This window comes from Sporosarcina sp. P13 (assembly GCF_002743055.1).
Classification (GTDB): Bacteria; Bacillota; Bacilli; order Bacillales_A; family Planococcaceae; genus Sporosarcina.
This window is the reverse complement of record NZ_PDYM01000032.1, coordinates 1-21,867: the sequence shown is the minus strand read 5'-3', so window position 1 is coordinate 21,867 and position 21,867 is coordinate 1. Positions and strand designations below refer to the sequence as shown.

The following is a 21,867-nucleotide window of genomic DNA, read 5'->3' as shown; positions in this document are numbered from 1 at the left end:
ATGGCTGAACAGCTAATCGCGGGAATTGACATAGGAAACTCATCAACGGAAGTAGCGATTGTTGAAGTTCGTGGAAATGAAGCGGTCTTTTTAACAGAGCATCTCGTGCCGACAACAGGAATTAAAGGAACAGTGATGAATTGTAAAGGAGTTGCAGAATGTCTGCAGCGCGCAATGGAGAAGATTGATAAAAAGATTGAAGATCTTTCAATCGTCCGTATCAATGACGCAGTTCCAGTTATTGGTGACCTAGCGATGGATGTTATTAGTGAAACGGTCATTACGGAGTCTTCGATGATCGGTCATAATCCCGATACACCAGGTGGCGAAGGAATAGGAATTGGTCAAACGATTTTGATGGAACAATTAGTGGAACACGCTACAGAGCAGCAAGCGTATATTGTCGTTGTTTCCAAGCAATTTGATTATGAATGGGTAGCTTATCAATTTAATAAATTAGTAGAGAAAGGCATTCAAATCACAGGTGTAATCGTACAGAAGGATGATGGAGTACTCATTCACAATCGGTTGCAAGTAAAAGTTCCGATTGTAGATGAGGTGACGATGATTGAGAAAGTACCTATAGGAAAAAAAGCAGCAATTGAAGTGGCTGCTCCTGGACATGTCATTCGAATGCTTAGTAATCCGTATGGTCTATCCACTGTTTTTGATTTAACTCCTTACGAAACGAAACAAGTAGCGCCCGTTGCGAAATCATTAGTCGGAAATCGATCGGCTGTAGTCATTCGAACACCTGAAGGACAAATCAAGGAACGAAAGATTGAGTCTGGTAGTGTGCTAATGATCGGGGATCGATCAAGTATTAAAGTGAATATCACTGACGGTGCAGATGAAGTGATGGGAACGTACAAAAGAATCGGTGTATTACAAGACGTGATGGGAGAGCAAGGCACAAATGCCGGTGCTATGCTCAATGGCTTACGTCATAACTTGTCGGAAATTACTAATCAACGGATTGAAGAGATCAGTATTACAGATTTACTTGCAGTGGATACGAAAATCCCCACTTCGATACGGGGAGCGTTAGCTGGAGAAATCACGATGGAAAGTGGAGTCGCTTTGGCTTCGATGGTGAAGACAAAAAAGACGTCTATTCAAACGGTAGCTGCAAAATTAGAAGCATTAGTAGGCGCTTCTGTTGAGGTAGGCGGTGTCGAGGCAGAAATGGCAATCATGGGGGCATTGACTACTCCGGGAACAGAATGTCCTATTGTCATATTGGATATGGGTGGCGGTTCTACGGATGCGGCCACGACGGATGAAAAAGGAGTCACCCGTACGGTTCATCTAGCGGGAGCAGGCGATATGGTCACTATGCTCATAAATACGGAGCTTTCCCTCCATGATTTGGAGCTAGCCGAAAAGATCAAAATGTATCCGCTTGGAAAAGTACAAAGTCTTTACCATATGCAATTGGAGGACGGTACATATCTTTTCTCAGAAGAGCCATTTTCACCAGATGCATTTGGAAAAGTAGTTCTTCGAGAAGGACATGAGATAACACCCCTACCTGTTCGCCATTCAATGGAAGAAATTCGAGCAATTCGTCGAGAGGCCAAACGAAAAATTTTCGTCACGAATGCGATTCGTGCATTGGAACAAGTCATTCCGACGCGTAATATTCGGCATATTTCATTTGTTGTCATGCTCGGTGGATCTGCTTTGGATTTTGAAATTCCCGAGATGATTAATGATGAGCTATCCAAATATGGTATTGTCTCTGGATTTGCAAACATTCGAGGGACTGAGGGGCCGAGGAATGCTGTGGCAACTGGACTCGTCTTATCGACTTTGAATGGATGTGTGAGTGAACGATGAAACAAAGCGAAGTGTATGTACCAATTTATGTATCAGATACAGTGAATCAACTGCTTATCAAAGAAATATGTGCCGGTTTAGAGGAAGAAGGCGTTCCATACGTCTGTAAACACCTGGCGGAAGAAACTATTCGTTTCACATCATTACGAGTGACTATTGTAGTGAAACGTACGAATGAAATAGCGATCTTTCATGAAAAACTACCGGATCGAGCGTATTTGATAGAAAAGGATCTAAATGGTAGAAAAGCGGGGCAAAATGCTGCGCGAATGGTGAAAGGGCAGCCATTAGTTATCGAGGAGGAATAGTATGTCAGAATTGACCTTAGAAGTAGCTAAGAACATGATTGAGAAGGCAGAAGAAAAAGCTAAAGAAATCAATGTACCTATGGTTATTACCATTGTTGATAGTGGAGGAAACTTAATCGCTTGCCATCGCATGGATCGAGCCTTTTTAGCAAGTGTAGATATTTCGCAGAATAAAGCATGGACAGCCGTTGCACTACAAATGCCTACTTCTCTATTACAGGATGTAGCGCAACCAGGTGGCGAGCTTTACGGGATTAATACAACGAATGATGGAAGAATTATTGTTTTTGGAGGTGGCATTCCAATAACGAATGGTGATCAAGTGATTGGAGCTATAGGCGTTAGCGGTGGTTCCGTAGCCGAGGATACGGAAGTAGCAGAAGCAGGAATTGAATAATTGGATACGTTATTTTTTCTATCCTTCCGTCATTCACTCAAAAATGATGGGAGGATTTATTGAGTTGTCTGAATAGTTGTTGTAGTCTAGTAACATAGGTTCTGATATATAAAACTAAGGAGGAGAGATCGATAAACATTTTAATTGTCGATGATGAACCCCTTGAAAGAGAAGTTTTACTCGATATCATTCAAAAGAATCAACTAGGCTTCAATCATTATTTTGAAGCGATGAACGGCATGATGGCGATAGAAATTGCGAATACGAACACTATTGATGTGTTGTTAATAGATATCAAGATGCCCAAAATGGATGGCATTACAGCAGCTAAAATTATTAGAAACATACAACCCTCTATAAAAGTAGTATTTTTGACTGCGTTTAATGAATTCGATTACGCCTTACAGACAATTAAAATAGGGGTAGATGACTATTTATTAAAGCCTGTCAGTACAGAGGAACTCGTACAATCTTTGAGAAAAATAGTTAAGAGTATGAACCTAGAATGTATAGAATCTCCGTCCACTGAAGCAGTTGAACGTATCACTTCGTATATAAAAGAGCATGTAGATGAAAAGTTGACTTTAGACATACTTTCACAAGTAGTGCATCTTCATCCGCAATACTTAAGTCGCTTATTCAAAAAGAAAATGAATCGGTCAATTAATGAATACATTACGTCCGAACGCATAGAGAAGTCAAAAGAGTTGTTAAGTCAAACGCAGTATACGATAACGGAGATTAGCAGATTATGTGGGTTTTCTGACTTGAATTATTTTACTAGAATATTTAAGAGACGCGTAGGATCAACTCCAAGCCACTATCGGAAAAATGAAGCATTACTAAAAAAAGAACAGGTTAAAAAGACATATATTCATCATATGATCTAGAACGAATAGTTGGATAGGAAAGAAGGGGTCAGTATGGTAAAGAATTTGCGTGAATTCGTGAATATTGATCAATTGCAGAAGCTCCAAGAACAATTCGCTGAAGCGATGGGAGTGGCGGTTCTAATTTGTGATGCGCAAGGAAATCCAATGACTGAACCAAGCCAATTTACTGCCTTCTGTAAATATATACGTTCATGCAGTGAAGGTCTGAATAGATGTATACTTTCTGACGATAAAGTAGGCAAGTTGGCAGCAAATAGTAATTATCCAGTCATTCATCGCTGTCACACTGGACTTGTTGATTTTGCCGCTCCTATTATATTACGTGATGAGTACTTAGGTTCTATTCTTTGTGGCCAAGTATTATTGGAGGAAGAAGAACTACATGAATTGCCGAAAATAGAGTTGAGTATAGCTGAGCTGCCACTAGATCAAGGAAAGTTGCAGAACCTCTATAATAAGGTAGAGCGAAAAAACAAAAGTCGTGTTCAATCGATTGCGGAACTATTGTTTATTACCGCTAATTATATAGTCAAGTTGGGTGATGCCTACTTAACGGCACAAGAGCTATCGATAAAAAATGAAAAGCTATTAACAGAATTAAAACATCGTTCAGCGTTGGAACAACAACTGAAAGACACACAGCTCAAAGTGCTCCAAGCACAGGTTAACCCACACTTTTTATTTAATACATTGAACACGATTTCCCGTCTAGCGTATGTAGAAAATGCTATACAAACTGAACAAGTAACACAATCACTAGGTAAAATATTGCGATATAGCTTACGGAATATGGAACAGCTCATTTCAATAGAAGAGGAAGTTGAACAACTTCAACAGTATCTATTGATCCAAAAAACGCGGTATCGTGATCAAATACACGTTATTATGAACATATCAGAGGATAGTAAACACTTCAAAATACCCATTTTCACATTGCAGCCAATCATTGAAAACTCGATCGTTCACGGCTTTGAAACTTCGGGGAAACCTATTACAATAACAGTGGAATCTTTTATAGAAGATTCGAAAGTCATTATCAATATTAAAGATACTGGAATTGGAATTGGAAATGAAGATAAATCAACAGATCATCTATCAACAGGAGCTGGACATACGACGAGAATTGGATTAGATAATGTAGATAAGCGTATTAAGCACTATTACGGACAACAATGGGGGATCAATAAACTAGAACAACTTCCAGAAGTGGGAACGCTCGTTCAACTGTCTATGCCATATGATTATTAATTAATAGATGTTATTATTGATTATGAATCTTATATAATTAATAATAAGGGGAGGTTACTTGTCTTGAAACTTGTAAAGAAACTAGTGATGAGTAGTATGCTAATGTTTGTATTACTGATCGCTATGTCGCTATCAGTTGAGGCAGCTAGCATTACATGGCCACACTCACCAAATGAAGAGGCAGATAAAACATGGACTATTTCTTTTAGTAAACCTGTGAATCGTACAACAGTAAATTCAAATACGGTTTATATTACAGACTCACTTGGTGTAAGGCAGACGAATTCATTCGCATTTTCAAATTCTGATACGTTCGTTCACATTGCAGCTCCGTCCGGCGGTTATCGTCACGCGGAAACATATACATTACATATTACACAAGGCGTTAAAAATAGTGACGGCAAGGCGTTAAAAGAGTATGTCACTAAAACATTTACGATTAAAGCTGAACTGACATATGATGTAATAAATGTGAAGCAAGACGGCACAACTTCACTCGTTGCTAAGTACAGCACTTTTGAAGACGCTTCACATCGTATGCAATCAACTCAAGCCGTTTCATATCAAGGAAAGATTATTCACATGCCAGCTGGATTAGTTTCCACGAAATCATTCGGTTCGAGTTCGATAACGATCCTTCATTCGGACAAGCTACTTAAAAAAGAAGTAACATATGTGCCTGCGGATTCAGAACTAATGTATGTAGATTCTACGGATGCTTATGTAGAAGTAGAATTGGCGGGTGTGAATTATTTCATTAAACAAGAAAACAGTCGCTTATTGCCTAGTCAAACGATAAAAGACCGTTCGTACTATTATGTTAGAAATGGTTCACTGTTTCATTCGATTTATAGACATACGGCTGCTAGGTATGGAACTTATGAGATGGGCGTAGCACCAACGTTCATGCAAGAAGGTCTTAAATACTTTAGTACGGATGGCAGTCATTTTTCAAATGAAGCGGGACAAGCTGTAGGAACGGCCTATCAGTATTTTCAGTACTTGCCGTTACGCAGTGAAACGCGTTACACAGCAGCTGAGTTAGATGCATATATACTAAAAAGACTGCAAGAATTGGAGAAAGCATACCCAAATTCGCCAACGTATCGCAATGCAACTACTAAAAGTAAGTTGTTAGGTCTAGGTACTGAACTCAAGCGTATTGAAGCAACTAGTCATGTGAACGCCATGCATATATTGGCGTTGGCACAGCATGAAAGTATTTATGGCTTAAGCGACTATGCACAGAAATACAATAATTTATTTGGTTTATATGTAAATGACGATCGGCCAAAAATAGTATATTTTGAAACGGTCGGTCAAAATATCGAAGAGTTACTGAATGCTTTTCTAAACAAAAACTACTTGCCGCCGAATGCGAAATATGCCAATGGAATAAATTTTGGCAATAAAGCAGTAGGTGTCAATGTGAAATATGCATCAGATCCATATTGGGGATCGAAAATCGCTGGCCATATGTATCGAATGGATCGTATGATGGGTGGTAAGGAGTTAGCAAATCCTGAAAAAATCGGCTTGTCAAATACGGTGAATTTGAATGTTCGTCGTGATCCGAACACGAGCCGAACACCTGCCTATACGTATGCCAAAACCGGTATGCCGTTCATCATTTTAGACGATCAATTATCCGCAAAGCCATGGATGAAAGTTCGTTCGGATTCTGTGCCATATGAAGAGTTGTATGTGCATGGGGATTACGTGGACAAGCTAACATGGTAGAAATTATAATACACCCGACAGCCTCTGCACTTTAGAGGCTGTTTTTTATTTGGGAATTGTGCTAGACGGCACAATCTAAAGTCTGTTAGGATTCTTTTTTGGTTTGTAAACAAACTATCGAAAATGCCGATAAAATGGGAAGAAGTCGAAAATTATTAAGGGTGTGGGAGGGCTTTTACAGATGTGTACGGAACAAAAAATAGCGCGGGGGAGAATGAGTAGATGAAAAAATTTATGAAAAACATATTTGCATTAGTTCTGGCGATTAGCATGCTTAGTATCGGACTAAGAGCAGATGCAGCGCCAAAGACACCGGAAGTTTTTGAGAAGAAGCCTTATGAGTATGAGTTTAAAGAAACGTCGGACTTGTATAATGGATTTACTGGCGCGAAAAAAATGGAGATTACATTTGATAAGAATATTCATGCGATTACAGAAAGTGATGTTCATGTTGAACAACTTGTAGGTAGTAAACACGTTTCATTACCTATTGTGAAAAAAGTTACTCAGTCGGGAAAAGTACTTACTATAACATTTAAGAATTTGGAGTTCATAGATTATATGGATCAAGAAGACTTTAAACTAGTCATACCAAGAGGGAAAATGTATTTTGATCAATTGACTGATTATGAATTTCCGTTCAAATTCTACGACCTACTGCCAGGATTTGAGTCGGTGTTTGTCAATAGTAACAACGCATCGCTCATTAATGAAAAAATATTCAAGCATAATGAGCCGCGTAATATCATGATCCAAGTACCACCGATTTATATCACGAAAATTGAGACCATTCACCGCTATAAAGGGGTTGTCGATTCAGATAAGAACGCGCCCAACTTATCGAATATTGACGTCATTGCAAGTGGTGATGCAACAAGGTTGAAAGTGAAGTTAGGATCGAATAAACAATATGAAAGAGATTTAGATCGTTCGACAGCTGGCGTCAATGGTTTTTCCATGGGACAAGCAGGCATTGACGAACTAACATGTGTAGATAACACGCCGTCTACAGACGAGTGTAAAGAATATGTACTCAATGATGACTTTGAATTAACAGCTTACAGCAAAGATGGTCGCAAGCTTGAAACAAAAAACTTTAAAATGCGAGTAAATGATCAACTAAAAGACTATAAAGTTAGTGACTATATAAAAGCCGATACCAAATTTTTTGGTAAGCCAGTATCCCTTTATGAATTGATGCTGTCAACCACTTTACTAGATAGTATTATGAAAGAAATTGATGTAAGAGCGCTGAATGACTTAGGCGTAGTTTATTCTGTAAACCCTGTAGCAACCGTCACAACTAGAGAACAATTTGAATTAGCCTTATCAAATGTAAATCTTAAGAAGATTGAATTACAAAATCCGTTAATATTGACTAATACATCTGCAGCACCATTTGTTATTGATCGTGATGTAACAATTACAGGTGAAACAATTATAGGAAATGTTCAATTAGGGAGTGGGAAAAATCGGATTATACGTCTAGAAAATACAACAATTATTGGAGACCTAACAATAGATGTAGGCGATAAAGGAACGGCTGTGTTAGATAAAGTCACAGTTACAGGCGTTTCGGCAGCCCCACATACAAAAGTTATTAGTGGAGGATCAAGTTCTATTCATTTGAACGATTTCAAATCTGTAAACGGAATAGAACTATCTAACACGAAGCCACTTCGTATTGTGACAACGAATTCGCCGGCTGATGTATTGGAATTTCATTATGGCGCTAAAGCACTTGTCCAACTAGAAGTAGTGAGCGGGAAAGCAGACTTGAAGTTAAGTACAGGGAATGTAATGACTCAAAGTAATTTCTTTACTGTACTAGCTAACGAAAAGAATAATGTAACTGCTTCTACAGATTTGACTACTAGTGGATTCTTTAAGCTAAATGAACAAGCGGTAAAAGGTGATTAACAGCTACGATTCAGCGGTAGATAACAAAAAGGAGGTAGGGTGTGCGATGGCGCGCCCATTTATTATTTATGAAAAATATTAAGATTCTCGTATGGTTTAGTATTCTATTACTACTAATTCCAGCGATTCCAGCGCAAGCGGCTGTGATAAAGACGGCAGTCGGTGTATCTTCTGCATTTGTAGAAAAGACAGGAACCGTAAATTTAACGGTATTCATCAGCAGTGATGAGAAAATCGCGGGTGGTTCACTCGACATCCTGTATAACTCGGATCAAGTACGTATTAACGCCAATGATGTCAAAATGACAGATACACTTTCTCCTTATTTATCTTCAGGTGGCAGTGATGCGGCAGGAAACGTTTCATTGTCATTCGCTAAATCAACAGGTAGCGTGATTGACGGTACAGTAATGGAAGTGAAAGCAACTGTGCTAACGCTAGGTTCTGGCAAGGTGAATGAGTTGAAGCTAGAGAACGTGGAGTTATACACGGAACAAGGTAAGAAAATCACAACTCAAGTAATCGATGGACAAATCAAGCCGTTCACGGGTAAAGAAAAGACACATGCGAACCCAGTAGCAAATGACAAGTCGTGGGTTGTGACGTTGAATTCATCGTATAATCCAGCTACTTTAAACGCCCAGGCAGTCAGCGTTAAGCGCGGAAGTATAGTAGTTCCTGTCGAAGTGAAAGGAGTCAGTGCTACGAAATTCAGAGTGAAGCCGGTTGGAACGTATCCGCGTGGTACGTACACAATGGATATTACTAATCAACTACGTTCAACCAATGGAGCAAAATTAAGTAAGCCTGTACGGTTTACGTTTAAGGTGAATTGAGGTGGAGGAAATGAACTATACAATGAATAGAATAATGACTTTATTGATGGTGTTCGGTGTCGTGTTACTTTCCGGTTTCATTGGAGGAAAAGTGCACGCAGCGGAAACATTAGAAGTAGGGGAAAGTCGTTCGCTTGGAACAAACGTGGAAGTGCCTGTTACAGTGCGAGATGCAATGTATTTGAGTTCAGGTAACGTTGTCATTACTACTCCAGCCAATCAAGGGGTTAAGTTGAAACGTTTCCGTCCGACACCTGCTTTTGAAGATAAAGTATTCCGTACGAAGTGGACTGTTGTAAATAATAAACTAGATCTAAACTTCGTGTCGATTTCAGGCAAAGAAGAGAGAGTAGCAGATAAGAAGATTATAATGGGTTATTTAGTTTATGAACTATCCGACAAGTTTGAAGCAGGTAAGTCTGTAGATCTTTCTATAGTGTCTGCCAACATGAAAGGTCGTTTGAATACAGATTTTCTTGTGGCTTTCATGCATGGTAAAATTGAGCGCAAAATGCCAGTCGGTGACGTGGTAGGAAATAATAAGCCAACTGCTGCGGCGGCGATTCGAATTTTACAACATTTGAACAATCCGATTACAGATCGTGAAGCATTTCTTTCAGCGGACGTCAATGGCGACGGTGTGCTGACGCAAGAGGATGCGCAATGGATTCTTGACTACGTTGCAGGGAAGCGGACAACGTTTTTGGCGATTCAGTCAAAAGAATTGGATAATGCTGTATTGAAGAGTGAATATAGCGATCAGGTTTCTGCGTTAAACGGTCGAGCACCGTATACCTTTAAACGAGTGGGTTCATTGCCTTCGGGTATGTCGCTCGATGAAAATACGGGTAAAATCAGTGGAACACCGACGCGTGCGGGAAGTTATACCTTTACGATTCAAGTAACCGATGCGGTGGGTGATATCGAAAAACAGATGTTCCGGATCGATGTCATTGATTCGAATCTATTATCCGTCGAGAAGTTGTTACCGATTAACGTGAAGTTAAATGGTACGCCTGAATTACCAGCGAAAGTAAACGTTACGTATAAGGATAAAACGAAGGGTACAGAGTCGGTTACTTGGCAGCCAGTCGATACTTCGAAAATGGGTACGTTTATAGCGAAAGGTATGATTGGGGATAGTGGATTTACTGTTAGTGTAGAAGTGAACGTTGTAACGGCAAATTACTTGAACAGCATAAAAGTTGCTTACGTCCAGTTCTTAAATCTCCACACGATTGAAGTGGATGTTTCAGCAGATGTTTATAAAGTAACAGTCAATTCGACGTATAATATGCACTTTGAAGGAGATAAGAAATTCAGCTTGATCAGTTCGAGTTTCGATGCAAATTCAACGGTCGTCTTCCGGATGTATGATAAATACGGCAACCTTCTTGAAACGAAGCAATATATATTAAAACCGAATTAACTAGTTAACAAGGGTCTTCCAACTGATTTGTAAATAATCAGCAGGGAGACCCTTTTTATAATCTTCATCAAATGTGTGCTATTGACATCATGTAAATGGCAACTGACAGTCGGAAATCTACCAGTCACTTGAATTCTAAAGCGGAATTCAACAAACCTCAGTATACTAAGGTTAGTAGCCAGTAGATTATTGTAAGGAGGAGGTGTCTTAACATGAAGGTTTCCTTGAATATTGATCGTTCGAACGTTGAAACAGTAGTTACGATTGAATGTAAAGAAATGGATCAATCCATCCAAGAACTATTGGATTACCTAAAGGGGCAACAGATTGAATTCATTGTGGGGAAGGATGGCGACATGCAACATATTTTAAAGCCAATGGAAATTCACTACTTTCATACCACGCCAGATGGTGTAACAGCCGTCACTTCGAATGGTTCCTATGTAGTCAGGGAAAAATTATATGAACTGGAGTCGTTTTTACCATCGGGAAGATTTATTCGACTTTCTAAGTCTGTCATTGCAAATTTATATGAATTAAGTAAGTTTGAAGCATCATTTAACGGCACGTTAGCTGTTTATTTTAAATCTGGAATAAAGGAATATGTGTCACGAACGTACGTGAATGGCATTAAAGAAGCACTTACTATGAAAAGGAGGAATAACGAATGAAAACCTTTTTGTTTCGCAGTATGATTGGGATATTCTTTGGCGGTTTTTTAGCGGTGGTTCTTACTAGTATGATTATTTATTTTGGGGATGTTAGCACGCTAGACGCCGGAATATTTATGAAAAACGCCTTGGGTACAATTTTTTGTTCTTGGTTTTTCAGCGTCACTCCACTCTATTTTGAAAACGAAAATTGGTCACTAGTACGTCAATCAAGTTATCACTTTATCACTGTATTGGTTCTATACTTCATCACCGCTTTTGGAATCGGCTGGATTGATTTCACAATGAAGAGCTTTTTAACATTCGTAGGTCTGTTTCTAAGTGTATACGCGGTCATTTGGTATTGCTTTTACTTGTACTTTGCCAATGAGGCGAAGAAGCTAAATAAAGAGTTGAATGAGTTGTAGGTTTGATAAATTAAGTGAACTGGCGGTTTACTAGCAAGTGGTGTACGCGCTCATAGAGTTGTGTTTCGCGCTCATAGGAGTGGTGTATGCGCTCATAGAGTTGTGTTTCGCGCTCATAGAAGTGGTGTACGCGCTCATAGAAGTGGTGTGCGCGCTCATAGAAGTGGTGTACGCGCTCATAGAGTTGTGTTTCGCGCTCATAGAAGTGGTGTACGCGCTCATAGAGTTGTGTTTCGCGCTCATAGAAGTGGTGTACGCGCTCATAGAAGTGGTGTACGCGCTCATAGAAGTGGTGTACGCGCTCATAGGAGTGGTGTATGCGCTCATAGAGTTGTGTTTCGCGCTCATAGAAGTGGTGTACGCGCTCATAGAGTTGTGTTTCGCGCTCATAGAGTTGTGTTTCGCGCTCATAGAAGTGGTGTACGCGCTCATAGGAGTGGTGTATGCGCTCATAGAAGTGGTGTACGCGCTCATAGAGTTGTGTTTTGCGCTCATAGAAGTGGTGTACGCGCTCATAGAGTTGTGTTTCGCGCTCATAGAAGTGGTGTACGCGCTCATAGAAGTGGTGTATGCGCTCATAGAACCCACTCCCCCGCTCATAGCAACACCAAAACTACAAAAAATCAAGCAGCCTACGCTAAATAGGCTGCTTGTTTGTACTTCCACTACACTTGTGCTTAGTGACATTCTAACTTGCGTGTCTAGCACCACTTCATCGTTTTTACGTGTGTATCAATACGAACTATATTTAATCGTGCAGATGTCCGCTAAGGCTAGTTCTTGAACAGCGGATTCACCAAACGGTTGAAAGTGAATGACACGATTGTTTCTATCAAACTGTAAGTAATAGCCATTTAGCTGATGATCTTTTGATTCTTTTAATGTAATTTCTACTGGAGCCCCCATCGATAAATCGACTAGTATATGAACAATCTTTTTATTATCATAGCATCGAGGTTCTCTTTTAGGGATATTGGGGGGATCACACCCTTTGCAAGGTCTGAAATTTCTGTACGCCATATGCAAGCACCTCCTTCTCTTCTAGCGTATGTTCAAAAAAAATGTAGAACTGTGCCGCTTCATTGGATGAATGAGATAGTACGTTGCATTTTTTTAAAAGATTGAACGACAGAAGATTCCAATGTCACTATGCTACAATACATAGCAACTACCTAAGACGAGGTGAATACATAATGAAAATACTACTTCTTATAAAAGACCCATTAGAAGCACAAGGTCTACAATGGCTTCTAACCTCACAATGGAATGATGTCACAGTAGAGGTGACAGACGAAGTGAGCGTCCTACGTAATTTTTCGGATGCGTATCTCTATATTATCGATATGGACTTTATCAAAAAAGAAGATGTTGAATTGCCGGCACAGACGATTTGGCTTGGGATATCATCTGAGCGAACGTTCCAAACGGTCTATCAAGCACTTACGCTTAAAGCAGAAGACGTACTTTTTCGGCCATTTCCCCCTGAAAGATTGTTAAAGCAAATACAGCAAATCCGATTTCGTTGGCGCAATGAAAATGTAGACAGAGCACAACCGGCCCCTATAGGAAAAAACTTGATTTCGTATGAAGACTTATTGATCCGCGATACATTAACGGAATATCCGATATGCGTGAGTTTGCTAGCTATATCCGATCTTGAAGTACTAGACATACTCGTAGACAAACTGAAACGTTATGATTTTCCATCTGCATTTCAAGTCTTTCCGTTTTCGGATCATGTACTCGTCATTCATCGTCTCCGTGAAATGCAGTCACTACATGAAGCGTATCGTGTATTTTTCTCACAATGGAAACTTCAATCAGATGCGTTGCTGACAATTTATCTTTATAAAGAAGAAGAGCAAGTGAGCTACCGTCTGCTTTATTCGAATATGCGGTTATTCCATGAACGAATTTTCTATGATGGCTACGATATCCTCATGCAGATTGAAGAAGACTTTCAATGGAAGGAACTTGATCCGTTTCTGTCACCAATTGATCAGCAAAAATGGATTGAGATGTTGAACAAACAGCAACTGCAAAGTATTCGTGAGTGGTTAGAATATGACTTTCTAACTTTGGAACAGCCATATCCGAATCCTGAGATGGTGCGTGTTCGACTAACGAGTATTTTGGCACAAATGCGTCGCTACATGATGGCGAATTCGTTGCAGACTTCGAAAGTGGAACAAGCGTATCATGCACTATTTAATAAAACGATTCAGGAGCCTGTGATGTACCATATTATCCAGTCTTTCATCGCGTTTAGTAATGACTTGATTCAAACATCGAGTGATCTGCATATTTCACAAGACTTTGTAGGGAAAGTGCGTGAGCGAATGGTTATGAACTACTGGAATTCTTCTTGGAACTTGGCGGATTGTGCTGAGGAAATGAAGATGCATAAAAGTACATTGAGCCGTAAATATGCGAAGGAAGCGGATGAATCATTTCGTGATGCGTTACTGAGAATCCGTATCGAACAAGCGAAACGTCTATTAAAAGAGACAGATTTAGCGATTGCTGACGTGGCGGAGACTGCAGGCTTTTCACATCCAGCCTATTTCAGTAAACGATTTAAAGAAGCGACGGGATGGACACCGTATGCCTTCCGTCAGTCATAAAGATGTTTATCTAACGTAATAATTGATAGTCTTTGTTAATAAAATATAAATGAAAACGTTTTCCTTTAAACTGTGTAAACTAAATATAAAATAGTCATTAAAATGCAAAGATATTGTGAGATTATTCTTAGTATACTAAGAGTAACTTATGAGGAGGTCATGAATATGACAGTAAAACCGACAAATACAGCAGCAGCAAAAGTAATTCACTATACAGGAACAGAACTTCATACGAAAGGGTGGCAACAAGAAGCAGCCCTTCGCATGTTGATGAATAATTTACATCCCGACGTGGCAGAGCATCCAGATAAATTGGTCGTCTACGGTGGAATTGGTAAGGCGGCACGTAACTGGGAAAGTTTCGACGCGATTGTTCGTTCATTGAAAGAATTAGAGAATGATGAAACATTACTTGTTCAATCAGGGAAGCCGGTTGTTATTTTCAAAACACATGAAAATGCACCACGTGTCTTGATTGCAAATTCAAATATCGTACCCGCTTATGCGAACTGGGATACATTCCACGAGCTAGATAAAAAAGGCTTGATGATGTACGGCCAAATGACTGCGGGAAGCTGGATCTACATCGGTTCACAAGGGATTGTGCAAGGGACATATGAAACGTTTGCTGAACTAGCGAACCAACATTATGGTGGTTCTTTAAAAGGAACGATCACATTAACGGCAGGGCTAGGCGGCATGGGTGGTGCCCAACCACTAGCAGTCACTATGGCAGGCGGAGTTTGTATCGGAATTGAAGTCGATGAAACACGGATCGATCGTCGAATTGAAACACGCTATACAGACGTTAAGACGGATTCGCTAGATGAAGCGATTCGACTTGCAGAGGAAGCAAAAGCAGAAGGTAAAGCATTATCGATAGGCTTATTAGGAAACGCATCAGACCTATTGCCAGAAATGATTGCACGCGGATTTATTCCGGATGTTCTAACAGATCAAACGTCTGCTCATGATCCATTGAATGGCTATATTCCATCTAAAATGTCTCTTGAAGACGCGGCACAACTTCGTGAATCCAATCCAGAAGAATATGTGAAACTCTCGAAGAAAGCTATGGCACAACACGTAGCAGCGATGATTGACATGATGGATAAAGGCGCAATCACATTTGACTATGGTAATAATATCCGTCAAGTAGCGAAAGACGAAGGCGTGGAACGTGCATTTGATTTTCCTGGATTTGTACCGGCTTACATCCGTCCTCAATTCTGCGAAGGAAAAGGACCTTTCCGCTGGGTAGCACTTTCTGGTGATCCGGAAGATATCCGTAAAACAGATGAAGTGATTTTACGTGAATTTAGCTATAATACGCATCTTTGTAATTGGATTAAGATGGCGCAAGAAAAGATTCAGTTCCAAGGCTTACCTGCTCGAATTTGCTGGTTAGGTTATGGAGAACGAGCGCGCTTCGGTAAAATCATCAATGATATGGTGGCGAGTGGTGAATTAAGTGCACCGATCGTTATCGGTCGTGACCACTTAGATTCAGGTTCAGTTTCTTCACCTAACCGTGAAACAGAAGCGATGAAAGATGGATCAGATGTCGTCTCTGACTGGCCAATCTTGAATGCTATGATCAACGCAGTGGGTGGGGCAACGTGGATTTCACTTCACCATGGCGGCGGTGTAGGTATGGGATATTCTCAACACTCGGGAATGGTTATCGTGGCGGACGGAACGAAAGAAGCGGAAGCACGCCTTGAGCGCGTATTGACAACAGATCCTGGTATGGGTGTTGTTCGTCACGCAGATGCAGGCTATGATATTGCGATTCAAACAGCAAAGGAAAAAGGAATTAATATGCCAATGTTGGAAGGTGGAAAATAATTGAAACCTCTATGGATTAAACACGCAAAAGAACTAGCAACTATTGCTGGTGAAAATGGACCGCGTAAGGGCAAAGACATGTCGAACCTTGCGATCATTGAAGACGGAAGTGTCTGGATCGAGGACGGCAAAATTGTGGCGGTTGGTACGACTGAACAGTTAGAACAACAATTTGCTAATCGTGCGAATGAAGCGGATATCGTCGATGCGATAGGACGATTAGTTACTCCAGGTCTAGTCGATCCACATACGCATGTAGTGTATGGTGGAAGCCGAGAACGTGAATTTGAAATGCGTCTTGAAGGCGCAACGTATATGGATATTATGAATGCCGGCGGGGGAATCCACGCGACTTCCCGTATGACTCGTGAAGCAACAGAAGATGAACTAGTCGAGCAAACTACTCGTCGATTGGATTCATTCGCAAAACACGGTGTGACGACAGTTGAAGGAAAAAGTGGTTACGGTTTGGATTTTGAAACCGAAATGAAGCAGTTGCGAGTGGCGAAGCGTTTAAATGAGCAGCATGCGGTAGAAATTATCCCTACATTTATGGGTGCTCATGCTGTACCTAAAGAATATAAAGGGAATGAAGAAGCATTTGTAGATTTGATCATCAATGAAATGCTTCCGGCAGTAGCAGAAGAGAAATTAGCTGTATTCAATGATGTATTTTGTGAAAAAGATGTCTTCACTCCAGAGCAATCTGAACGTATTTTAGAAGCAGGGAAAAAATTGGGGTTAACGCCTAAAATTCATGCAGATGAAATCGTATCGTATGGCGGAGCAGAACTCGCTGCCAAAGTAGGCGCAATTTCTGCCGAGCATTTATTGAAAGCATCTGACCAAGGAATTGAAGATATGGCGGCAGCTGGAGTCATCGCATGTTTGTTGCCGGCAACAGCTCTATTCCTTCGCGAAGAAGCAGCGAAAGGACGTCAAATGATTGATGCGGGAATGGCAGTAGCGATTTCAACAGACTGCAATCCGGGTTCTTCACCGACAACATCTATGCCACTTGTCATGAACTTAGCTTGTATTTCTATGCGCTTGACGCCGGCAGAAGCCTTAGTTGCAGCGACAATAAATGCAGCTAGCGCGATCAAAGTGGAAGATCGGTCAGGTTCTTTAGAAGTAGGTAAGCAAGGTGATGTCGTCATGTGGGATATTGGTAGCTATCAAGAACTACAGTACTTATTCGGAGTCAACCACGTAGAAAAAGTGTGGAAAAAAGGTCAATTAATCGTCGGTTAAAGGACTGTGCAAGAACGTCTAGAAAACGTTCTTGCGCTGTGTTTTTCGCAAGAAGAGAACGAATTTGAGGGGGGAGAAATGATGGATCAGGTAAAAGAAATGGCGACAACTAAAACAAACCCAGGTATGTGGAAGTTCTTTGTTTATAGTGCAATTGGAGCATTCATGTTTTTCGTTCCAGTGACCATAGGTGAGAAAGATTCAATTATGCTAGACCATATCGTTACATGGCTTCAGACGAATGTAAGCGCTGTCTTACCATACTATGCATTACTCATTTTATTAGTGGGTGCTGTATATCCGTTTATTTCAGGTACTTGGAAGAAGTCTACAGTTGATATAGTGTTTTCGATATTTAAAGTAGTCGGTTTTGTAGTAGGAATACTTTTAATCTTCAATATAGGACCCGCTTGGCTGTTTGAACCAGATATGGGGCCTTTCTTGCTAAATAAATTGGTTATACCTGTTGGATTATTAGTTCCAATCGGTGCAATTTTCTTGGCGCTACTCGTTAGTTATGGCTTACTTGAATTCATTGGCGTACTCATGCAACCTGTTATGCGTCCAATTTGGAAAACTCCAGGACGTTCAGCTATTGATGCAGTCGCGTCCTTTGTTGGATCCTACTCATTAGGACTTCTCATCACCAATCGTGTGTATAAGGAAGGGAAATATACAGCAAGAGAAGCGGCAATTATCGCCACAGGTTTCTCTACTGTATCTGCCACATTCATGGTTGTTGTAGCGAAAACGCTCGATTTGATGAGTATGTGGAATTTATATTTCTGGCTCACATTAGTTGTAACGTTCATCGTAACAGGAATTACGGTACGCATCTGGCCCCTTGCTTCGATGAAAGATGAGTATTATGAAGGATCGACACCTCAGCCTGAAGTAAAGCCGACAGGAAATCGAATGGTAGCAGCATGGGACGAGGCGATGGAGACCGTTTCTTCTGCTCCTAGCGTCGCAAAAAACATTGGTGTCAATCTAAAAGATGGAATTATGATGACAATGGCGATTTTACCTTCCATTTTGTCAATTGGATTATTAGGATTAGTACTAGCAGAATATACACCGGTGTTTGATTGGATCGGCTATATATTCTATCCATTCACATACTTGATGCAAGTCCCAGAGCCTATGCTAGTTGCAAAAGCGAGTGCACTTGGTATTGCGGAAATGTTCTTACCTGCATTACTTGTTGCGGAGTCAGCAGTGATTTCAAAGTTCATTATCGGAGTAGTATCTGTATCGGGAATCATTTTCTTCTCCGCACTCGTGCCTTGTATTGTAGCGACAGAAATTCCAATTTCCATTCCTAAACTGTTAATCATTTGGGTACAGCGTGTAATTTTGACGTTGATCATCGTCACACCCATTGCATTTTTAGTATTATAGAAAATGAAAGTTATTTAAACGTCTGTCATTCAGATGTTTAAATAACTTTTTTTGTCTTTAGACTTCCTATATAACCTATCATCTATAGGCTTGGATTCTGTCGGAATATGATATACTTTGCCTATATAGAGAGGGGTGTCAATATTGGTGAAAAATTCAGAGCGTTTTTTAGTTGCATATAACCGTATTGATAAGTCGCTGATGAAAATTACAGACTTGCCAAGTCATTTGTCATTCGCAAAGAAAGTTGACAAAGCTAAACATCAACATGCACTTATTGCACATTATGAGGATGACTTAAAGGAGTTTGGTAGTCTGCGCAATGCAATTGTACATAATCGAACAGGTTTAGATTATGCTATTGCAGAGCCTCATGACGTGATTGTGGAAACAATTGAATTGATTGAGAAGAAACTTTCACACCCGGTGACGGTAAAGGAATTATTCGAGCGAAAAGTACATACTTTACAAGCCGATGAATCATTAGCGGCGGGATTGAAAATAGTGAGAGAAAAGAACTTTAATCAGTTACCTATTTATCAAAAAGGGAAGTTTATTGGTCTAATTACGGCGAATGGTATAATGAATTGGCTAGCAGGTCAGGAAAACGAAAACATTTCCCGGGAAATACCGACATTATTGGATATTTATAATCATGAGAAACGTAAAAAAACGTATCGATTTGTCAAAAGTACGATGTCAGTTTATGAGGCGGAAGGTTACTTTAGAAAATCCATTATATCGGGCAACCGTTTGGAAGCTTTACTTATTACAGAGCAAGGCGGTAAAGATGAAAAGCTGATTGGCATTATTACGCCACTAGATTTATTGAAATTAGATTAATGACTGAAAGTAGAAAAGGTGAAATCAATGGATGAGGAACGGAGTCATTCGATGTACGAACCAGCGATCCATTTCCAAAGAGTCTCTTATCATGTACAAGACACGACTATTTTACGGGATATTACGGGATCATTTCCTGAACAGAAAATCACTGTGTTAGTTGGTCCTTCCGGTGCGGGAAAGACAACTTTACTCAAAATGTGCAATGGGTTGTTGAGTCCAACTACAGGAGAGATTTACTTAGAAGGGCAGCGAGTAGATGAGATTACTCCGATTGATTTGCGGCGCAGGGCAGGAATAGTATTACAAAACTCTCCAATGATTACTGGAAGTGTCTTTGATAATTTAGCATTGCCTTTGCGTCTTCAGGGTAAGGAATTGAGTGAAGAGAAGGCGTTAACTATTCTAGATCAAGTGGGACTCGAACGTAAATATCTTACAAGTGACAGTCAAAACCTTTCTGGCGGTCAGCAACAAAAGGTATCCATTGCTAGAACGTTGCTAAATGAATCTAAAATCTTGTTGCTAGATGAAATTACGTCAGCGCTTGATCCTTCTTCACTGAATGAAGTGGAGGATTTGATTCGAAACTTAAATGAAACATATCAAATTACTGTCATTTGGATTACGCATAATTTAGAACAAGCGAAGCGAATGGGACAGTATGCTTGGATCATGGTAGATGGGAAGCTAGTAGAAACAGGGGAGATTGAGGTTTTGCAATATTCTGAAATACCTTCCGTCAATCGATTTTTGAAGGGGGAATTCAAGTGAGTACAACTGCCTTGTTACTGACGCTCATATTCGTCTTGATTCCCATTGCATTATCTAAAACGCTTGGTTTACAACTCGAGCGCGATACCATTATTGCAACGGTGCGTTCAACCATCCAATTATTACTGGTCGGTTTCGTGCTGAAATTCGTCTTTGATTCGGAGAGCTTTGTATTTATCTTTTTGATGGTATCGCTAATGATAGGTGCGGCTGTACAGAATGCCCGCAAAAAAGGTCAGCAAATAAAAGGGATTACGTGGAAACTAATTGTCACGTTTGTGTTGTTGGAAGTCCTGACCCAAGGAATTCTACTCGGCTTCAAAATTGTACCAGCTACCGCGCAATATATTATTTCGATTACTGGCATGGTAGTCGGTAACTCGATGGTGTTGGCTATTTTATTCCTTAATCGATTTGTTTCTGAAGTAGAAGCGCATCGATCCGAAAGTGAATTAATTCTTTCTTTAGGTGGTACACCAAAACAAGCGATACATAAGCAGTTAATCCGTTCGATTCAAGCAAGTATGATACCGACAATAGAAAGCCAAAAAACTATGGGACTTGTACAATTACCAGGTATGATGAGTGGACAGATTATTGCAGGTGCAGATCCGTTAGAGGCTGTGCAGTTTCAAATATTAGTCATCTTTCTGCTATTAACAACAGCTGCTATGACGAGTGTTTGCTTAGGTTTACTGTCCTATCCAACATTGTTTAATGAGCGTATGCAAATGGTACAAAAAGAGCACTCGGAGTAGTCACTTTCCGAGTGCTTTTTTATATGGATTACACACCGATACGATGTACAGCTGCAAGGTCTATGTAGTAAGTTTAAGCCACTTCAATCCGCTGCTGTATGTAGGGAAGTGATCGTCACTGTACTCACTGCGGCGCTGGCGGATGGCTCCCGCGATGAGCCAGAAAGGAAGTGCGCCTCTCTGTCTCATTGCTCCGCCTACCGCTTGTAAGGCGCCTTCGTTTAGTAAGGAGTGGTAAGTGGCATAGTTTTTTGACGTTAGTAAGGGATTCGGAAGTTCTAGACACTTTAATCCGCTTCTTTATATAGAGAAGCAATTCGTCACTGAACCCACTGCGGCGCTGGCGGATGGCTCCCACAATAAGCCAGATAGGAAGGGCACCTATCCGTCTTATTGCTCCGCCTACCGCTTGTAAGGCGCCTTCGTTTGGTGAGGGGGAGTAAGTGGCATAGTATTTTGTAGTCTAAAAGTGAATTTTTACTACGTACCAAAGACTACTAGAACTAGACTATACTCAAAAAGCGAAGGCACAACTGCGGGGTCAGCCGAAGCCAGGAGACTACTAGCGCGACCTTCGCTAGCTGGCTCCTGGCGGGAGGCAATCCCCCACGTGCCGAAGCGATGATAGAAAGCAGACCTTTACTGACTCCAGTATCGGAAATATGTCGAGCAACGAT

At 40.5% G+C, this 21,867-nt stretch carries 21 protein-coding genes; 19 read left to right on the top strand and 2 right to left on the bottom strand.

What is annotated here, in order from left to right; all coding sequences use genetic code 11:
- The 12 genes from CSV79_RS12865 to CSV79_RS12810 all read left to right on the top strand — a co-directional run bounded on the left by CSV79_RS12865 (position 1) and on the right by CSV79_RS12810 (position 12,472).
- Entirely contained in the window at positions 1-1,839 is a 1,839-nt protein-coding gene (locus CSV79_RS12865) for a diol dehydratase reactivase subunit alpha (RefSeq protein ID WP_099689469.1), read from the top strand.
- Positions 1,836-2,147: a glycerol dehydratase reactivase beta/small subunit family protein gene (locus CSV79_RS12860; protein WP_099689468.1), complete on the top strand. Its 312-nt coding sequence runs from the start codon at positions 1,836-1,838 to the stop codon at positions 2,145-2,147. The genes CSV79_RS12865 and CSV79_RS12860 overlap by 4 nt, the downstream gene beginning before the upstream one ends.
- Position 2,148: 1 nt before the next feature.
- The gene (locus CSV79_RS12855; protein WP_099689467.1) at positions 2,149-2,544 is read left to right on the top strand and encodes a GlcG/HbpS family heme-binding protein; all 396 of its coding nucleotides are present in this window, start codon (positions 2,149-2,151) and stop codon (positions 2,542-2,544) included.
- Positions 2,545-2,645: 101 nt separating this feature from the next.
- The gene (locus tag CSV79_RS12850; RefSeq protein ID WP_369824981.1) at positions 2,646-3,434 is read left to right on the top strand and encodes a response regulator transcription factor; all 789 of its coding nucleotides are present in this window, start codon (positions 2,646-2,648) and stop codon (positions 3,432-3,434) included.
- Positions 3,435-3,467: 33 nt separating this feature from the next.
- Positions 3,468-4,685: a sensor histidine kinase gene (locus tag CSV79_RS12845; protein ID WP_099689465.1), complete on the top strand. Its 1,218-nt coding sequence runs from the start codon at positions 3,468-3,470 to the stop codon at positions 4,683-4,685.
- Between the two features lie 63 nt (positions 4,686-4,748).
- Positions 4,749-6,425 (top strand): N-acetylglucosaminidase, encoded by a 1,677-nt coding sequence (locus CSV79_RS12840; protein WP_099689464.1) that lies wholly within the window; start codon positions 4,749-4,751, stop codon positions 6,423-6,425.
- A gap of 222 nt (positions 6,426-6,647) precedes the next feature.
- A complete protein-coding gene (locus tag CSV79_RS12835) occupies positions 6,648-8,345 on the top strand; it encodes a hypothetical protein (RefSeq protein WP_099689463.1) in 1,698 nt (565 codons plus the stop codon).
- A gap of 41 nt (positions 8,346-8,386) precedes the next feature.
- Complete coding sequence (locus CSV79_RS12830; RefSeq protein WP_099689462.1) at positions 8,387-9,181, top strand: Ig-like domain-containing protein; 795 nt, start codon at positions 8,387-8,389, stop codon at positions 9,179-9,181.
- A gap of 22 nt (positions 9,182-9,203) precedes the next feature.
- A complete protein-coding gene (locus CSV79_RS12825; RefSeq protein ID WP_199171920.1) occupies positions 9,204-10,610 on the top strand; it encodes a putative Ig domain-containing protein in 1,407 nt (468 codons plus the stop codon).
- 212 nt (positions 10,611-10,822) lie between these two features.
- On the top strand, positions 10,823-11,281 hold the full coding sequence (locus tag CSV79_RS12820; protein ID WP_099689460.1) for a LytTR family DNA-binding domain-containing protein: 459 nt from the start codon (positions 10,823-10,825) through the stop codon (positions 11,279-11,281).
- Positions 11,278-11,688 (top strand): DUF3021 domain-containing protein, encoded by a 411-nt coding sequence (locus CSV79_RS12815; RefSeq protein WP_099689459.1) that lies wholly within the window; start codon positions 11,278-11,280, stop codon positions 11,686-11,688. The genes CSV79_RS12820 and CSV79_RS12815 overlap by 4 nt, the downstream gene beginning before the upstream one ends.
- Positions 11,689-11,728: 40 nt before the next feature.
- Complete coding sequence (locus tag CSV79_RS12810; RefSeq protein ID WP_143560578.1) at positions 11,729-12,472, top strand: hypothetical protein; 744 nt, start codon at positions 11,729-11,731, stop codon at positions 12,470-12,472.
- Here CSV79_RS12810 and CSV79_RS16640 read toward each other — a convergent pair.
- Entirely contained in the window at positions 12,421-12,708 is a 288-nt protein-coding gene (locus CSV79_RS16640) for a hypothetical protein (RefSeq protein ID WP_143560577.1), read from the bottom strand. The genes CSV79_RS12810 and CSV79_RS16640 overlap by 52 nt on opposite strands.
- Before the next feature lie 173 nt (positions 12,709-12,881).
- On the opposite strand from CSV79_RS16640, the gene CSV79_RS12805 reads away from it, so the two are divergent.
- The 7 genes from CSV79_RS12805 (at position 12,882) to CSV79_RS12775 (ending at position 21,190) form a co-directional block, all read left to right on the top strand.
- Positions 12,882-14,312 (top strand): helix-turn-helix transcriptional regulator, encoded by a 1,431-nt coding sequence (locus CSV79_RS12805; protein WP_099689457.1) that lies wholly within the window; start codon positions 12,882-12,884, stop codon positions 14,310-14,312.
- 165 nt (positions 14,313-14,477) lie between these two features.
- Complete coding sequence (gene hutU / locus CSV79_RS12800; RefSeq protein ID WP_099689456.1) at positions 14,478-16,160, top strand: urocanate hydratase; 1,683 nt, start codon at positions 14,478-14,480, stop codon at positions 16,158-16,160.
- Complete coding sequence (gene hutI / locus CSV79_RS12795; RefSeq protein WP_099689455.1) at positions 16,161-17,414, top strand: imidazolonepropionase; 1,254 nt, start codon at positions 16,161-16,163, stop codon at positions 17,412-17,414.
- 81 nt (positions 17,415-17,495) lie between these two features.
- Positions 17,496-18,815, top strand: coding sequence for a YjiH family protein (locus tag CSV79_RS12790; RefSeq protein ID WP_099689454.1), 1,320 nt, complete (start codon positions 17,496-17,498; stop codon positions 18,813-18,815).
- Positions 18,816-18,962: 147 nt separating this feature from the next.
- Positions 18,963-19,658 carry a CBS domain-containing protein gene (locus CSV79_RS12785; RefSeq protein WP_233201446.1) on the top strand — a complete coding sequence of 232 codons (696 nt, stop codon included), beginning with the start codon at positions 18,963-18,965 and terminating at the stop codon, positions 19,656-19,658.
- Positions 19,659-19,685: 27 nt separating this feature from the next.
- Positions 19,686-20,432, top strand: a complete 747-nt coding sequence (locus tag CSV79_RS12780) for an ABC transporter ATP-binding protein (RefSeq protein ID WP_233201443.1) — start codon at positions 19,686-19,688, stop codon at positions 20,430-20,432.
- Positions 20,429-21,190 (top strand): ABC transporter permease, encoded by a 762-nt coding sequence (locus tag CSV79_RS12775; RefSeq protein WP_099689452.1) that lies wholly within the window; start codon positions 20,429-20,431, stop codon positions 21,188-21,190. The genes CSV79_RS12780 and CSV79_RS12775 overlap by 4 nt, the downstream gene beginning before the upstream one ends.
- 60 nt (positions 21,191-21,250) lie before the next feature.
- On the opposite strand, the gene CSV79_RS17330 is transcribed toward CSV79_RS12775, so the two are convergent.
- Positions 21,251-21,379 carry a hypothetical protein gene (locus tag CSV79_RS17330; RefSeq protein WP_255407447.1) on the bottom strand — a complete coding sequence of 43 codons (129 nt, stop codon included), beginning with the start codon at positions 21,377-21,379 and terminating at the stop codon, positions 21,251-21,253.
- Positions 21,380-21,867: the final 488 nt, after the last annotated feature.

Coding starts and splice junctions, on each gene's coding strand:
- CSV79_RS12820 (WP_099689460.1), top strand. CDS start 10,823: ATGAAGGTTTCCTTGAATATTGATCGTTCGAACGTTGAAACAGTAGTT.
- CSV79_RS12825 (WP_199171920.1), top strand. CDS start 9,204: ATGAATAGAATAATGACTTTATTGATGGTGTTCGGTGTCGTGTTACTT.
- CSV79_RS12805 (WP_099689457.1), top strand. CDS start 12,882: ATGAAAATACTACTTCTTATAAAAGACCCATTAGAAGCACAAGGTCTA.
- CSV79_RS12815 (WP_099689459.1), top strand. CDS start 11,278: ATGAAAACCTTTTTGTTTCGCAGTATGATTGGGATATTCTTTGGCGGT.
- CSV79_RS12845 (WP_099689465.1), top strand. CDS start 3,468: ATGGTAAAGAATTTGCGTGAATTCGTGAATATTGATCAATTGCAGAAG.
- hutU (WP_099689456.1), top strand. CDS start 14,478: ATGACAGTAAAACCGACAAATACAGCAGCAGCAAAAGTAATTCACTAT.
- CSV79_RS16640 (WP_143560577.1), bottom strand. CDS start 12,708: ATGGCGTACAGAAATTTCAGACCTTGCAAAGGGTGTGATCCCCCCAAT.
- CSV79_RS12780 (WP_233201443.1), top strand. CDS start 19,686: ATGGATGAGGAACGGAGTCATTCGATGTACGAACCAGCGATCCATTTC.
- CSV79_RS12865 (WP_099689469.1), top strand. CDS start 1: ATGGCTGAACAGCTAATCGCGGGAATTGACATAGGAAACTCATCAACG.
- CSV79_RS12835 (WP_099689463.1), top strand. CDS start 6,648: ATGAAAAAATTTATGAAAAACATATTTGCATTAGTTCTGGCGATTAGC.
- CSV79_RS12855 (WP_099689467.1), top strand. CDS start 2,149: ATGTCAGAATTGACCTTAGAAGTAGCTAAGAACATGATTGAGAAGGCA.
- CSV79_RS12860 (WP_099689468.1), top strand. CDS start 1,836: ATGAAACAAAGCGAAGTGTATGTACCAATTTATGTATCAGATACAGTG.
- CSV79_RS17330 (WP_255407447.1), bottom strand. CDS start 21,379: ATGAGACAGAGAGGCGCACTTCCTTTCTGGCTCATCGCGGGAGCCATC.
- CSV79_RS12790 (WP_099689454.1), top strand. CDS start 17,496: ATGGATCAGGTAAAAGAAATGGCGACAACTAAAACAAACCCAGGTATG.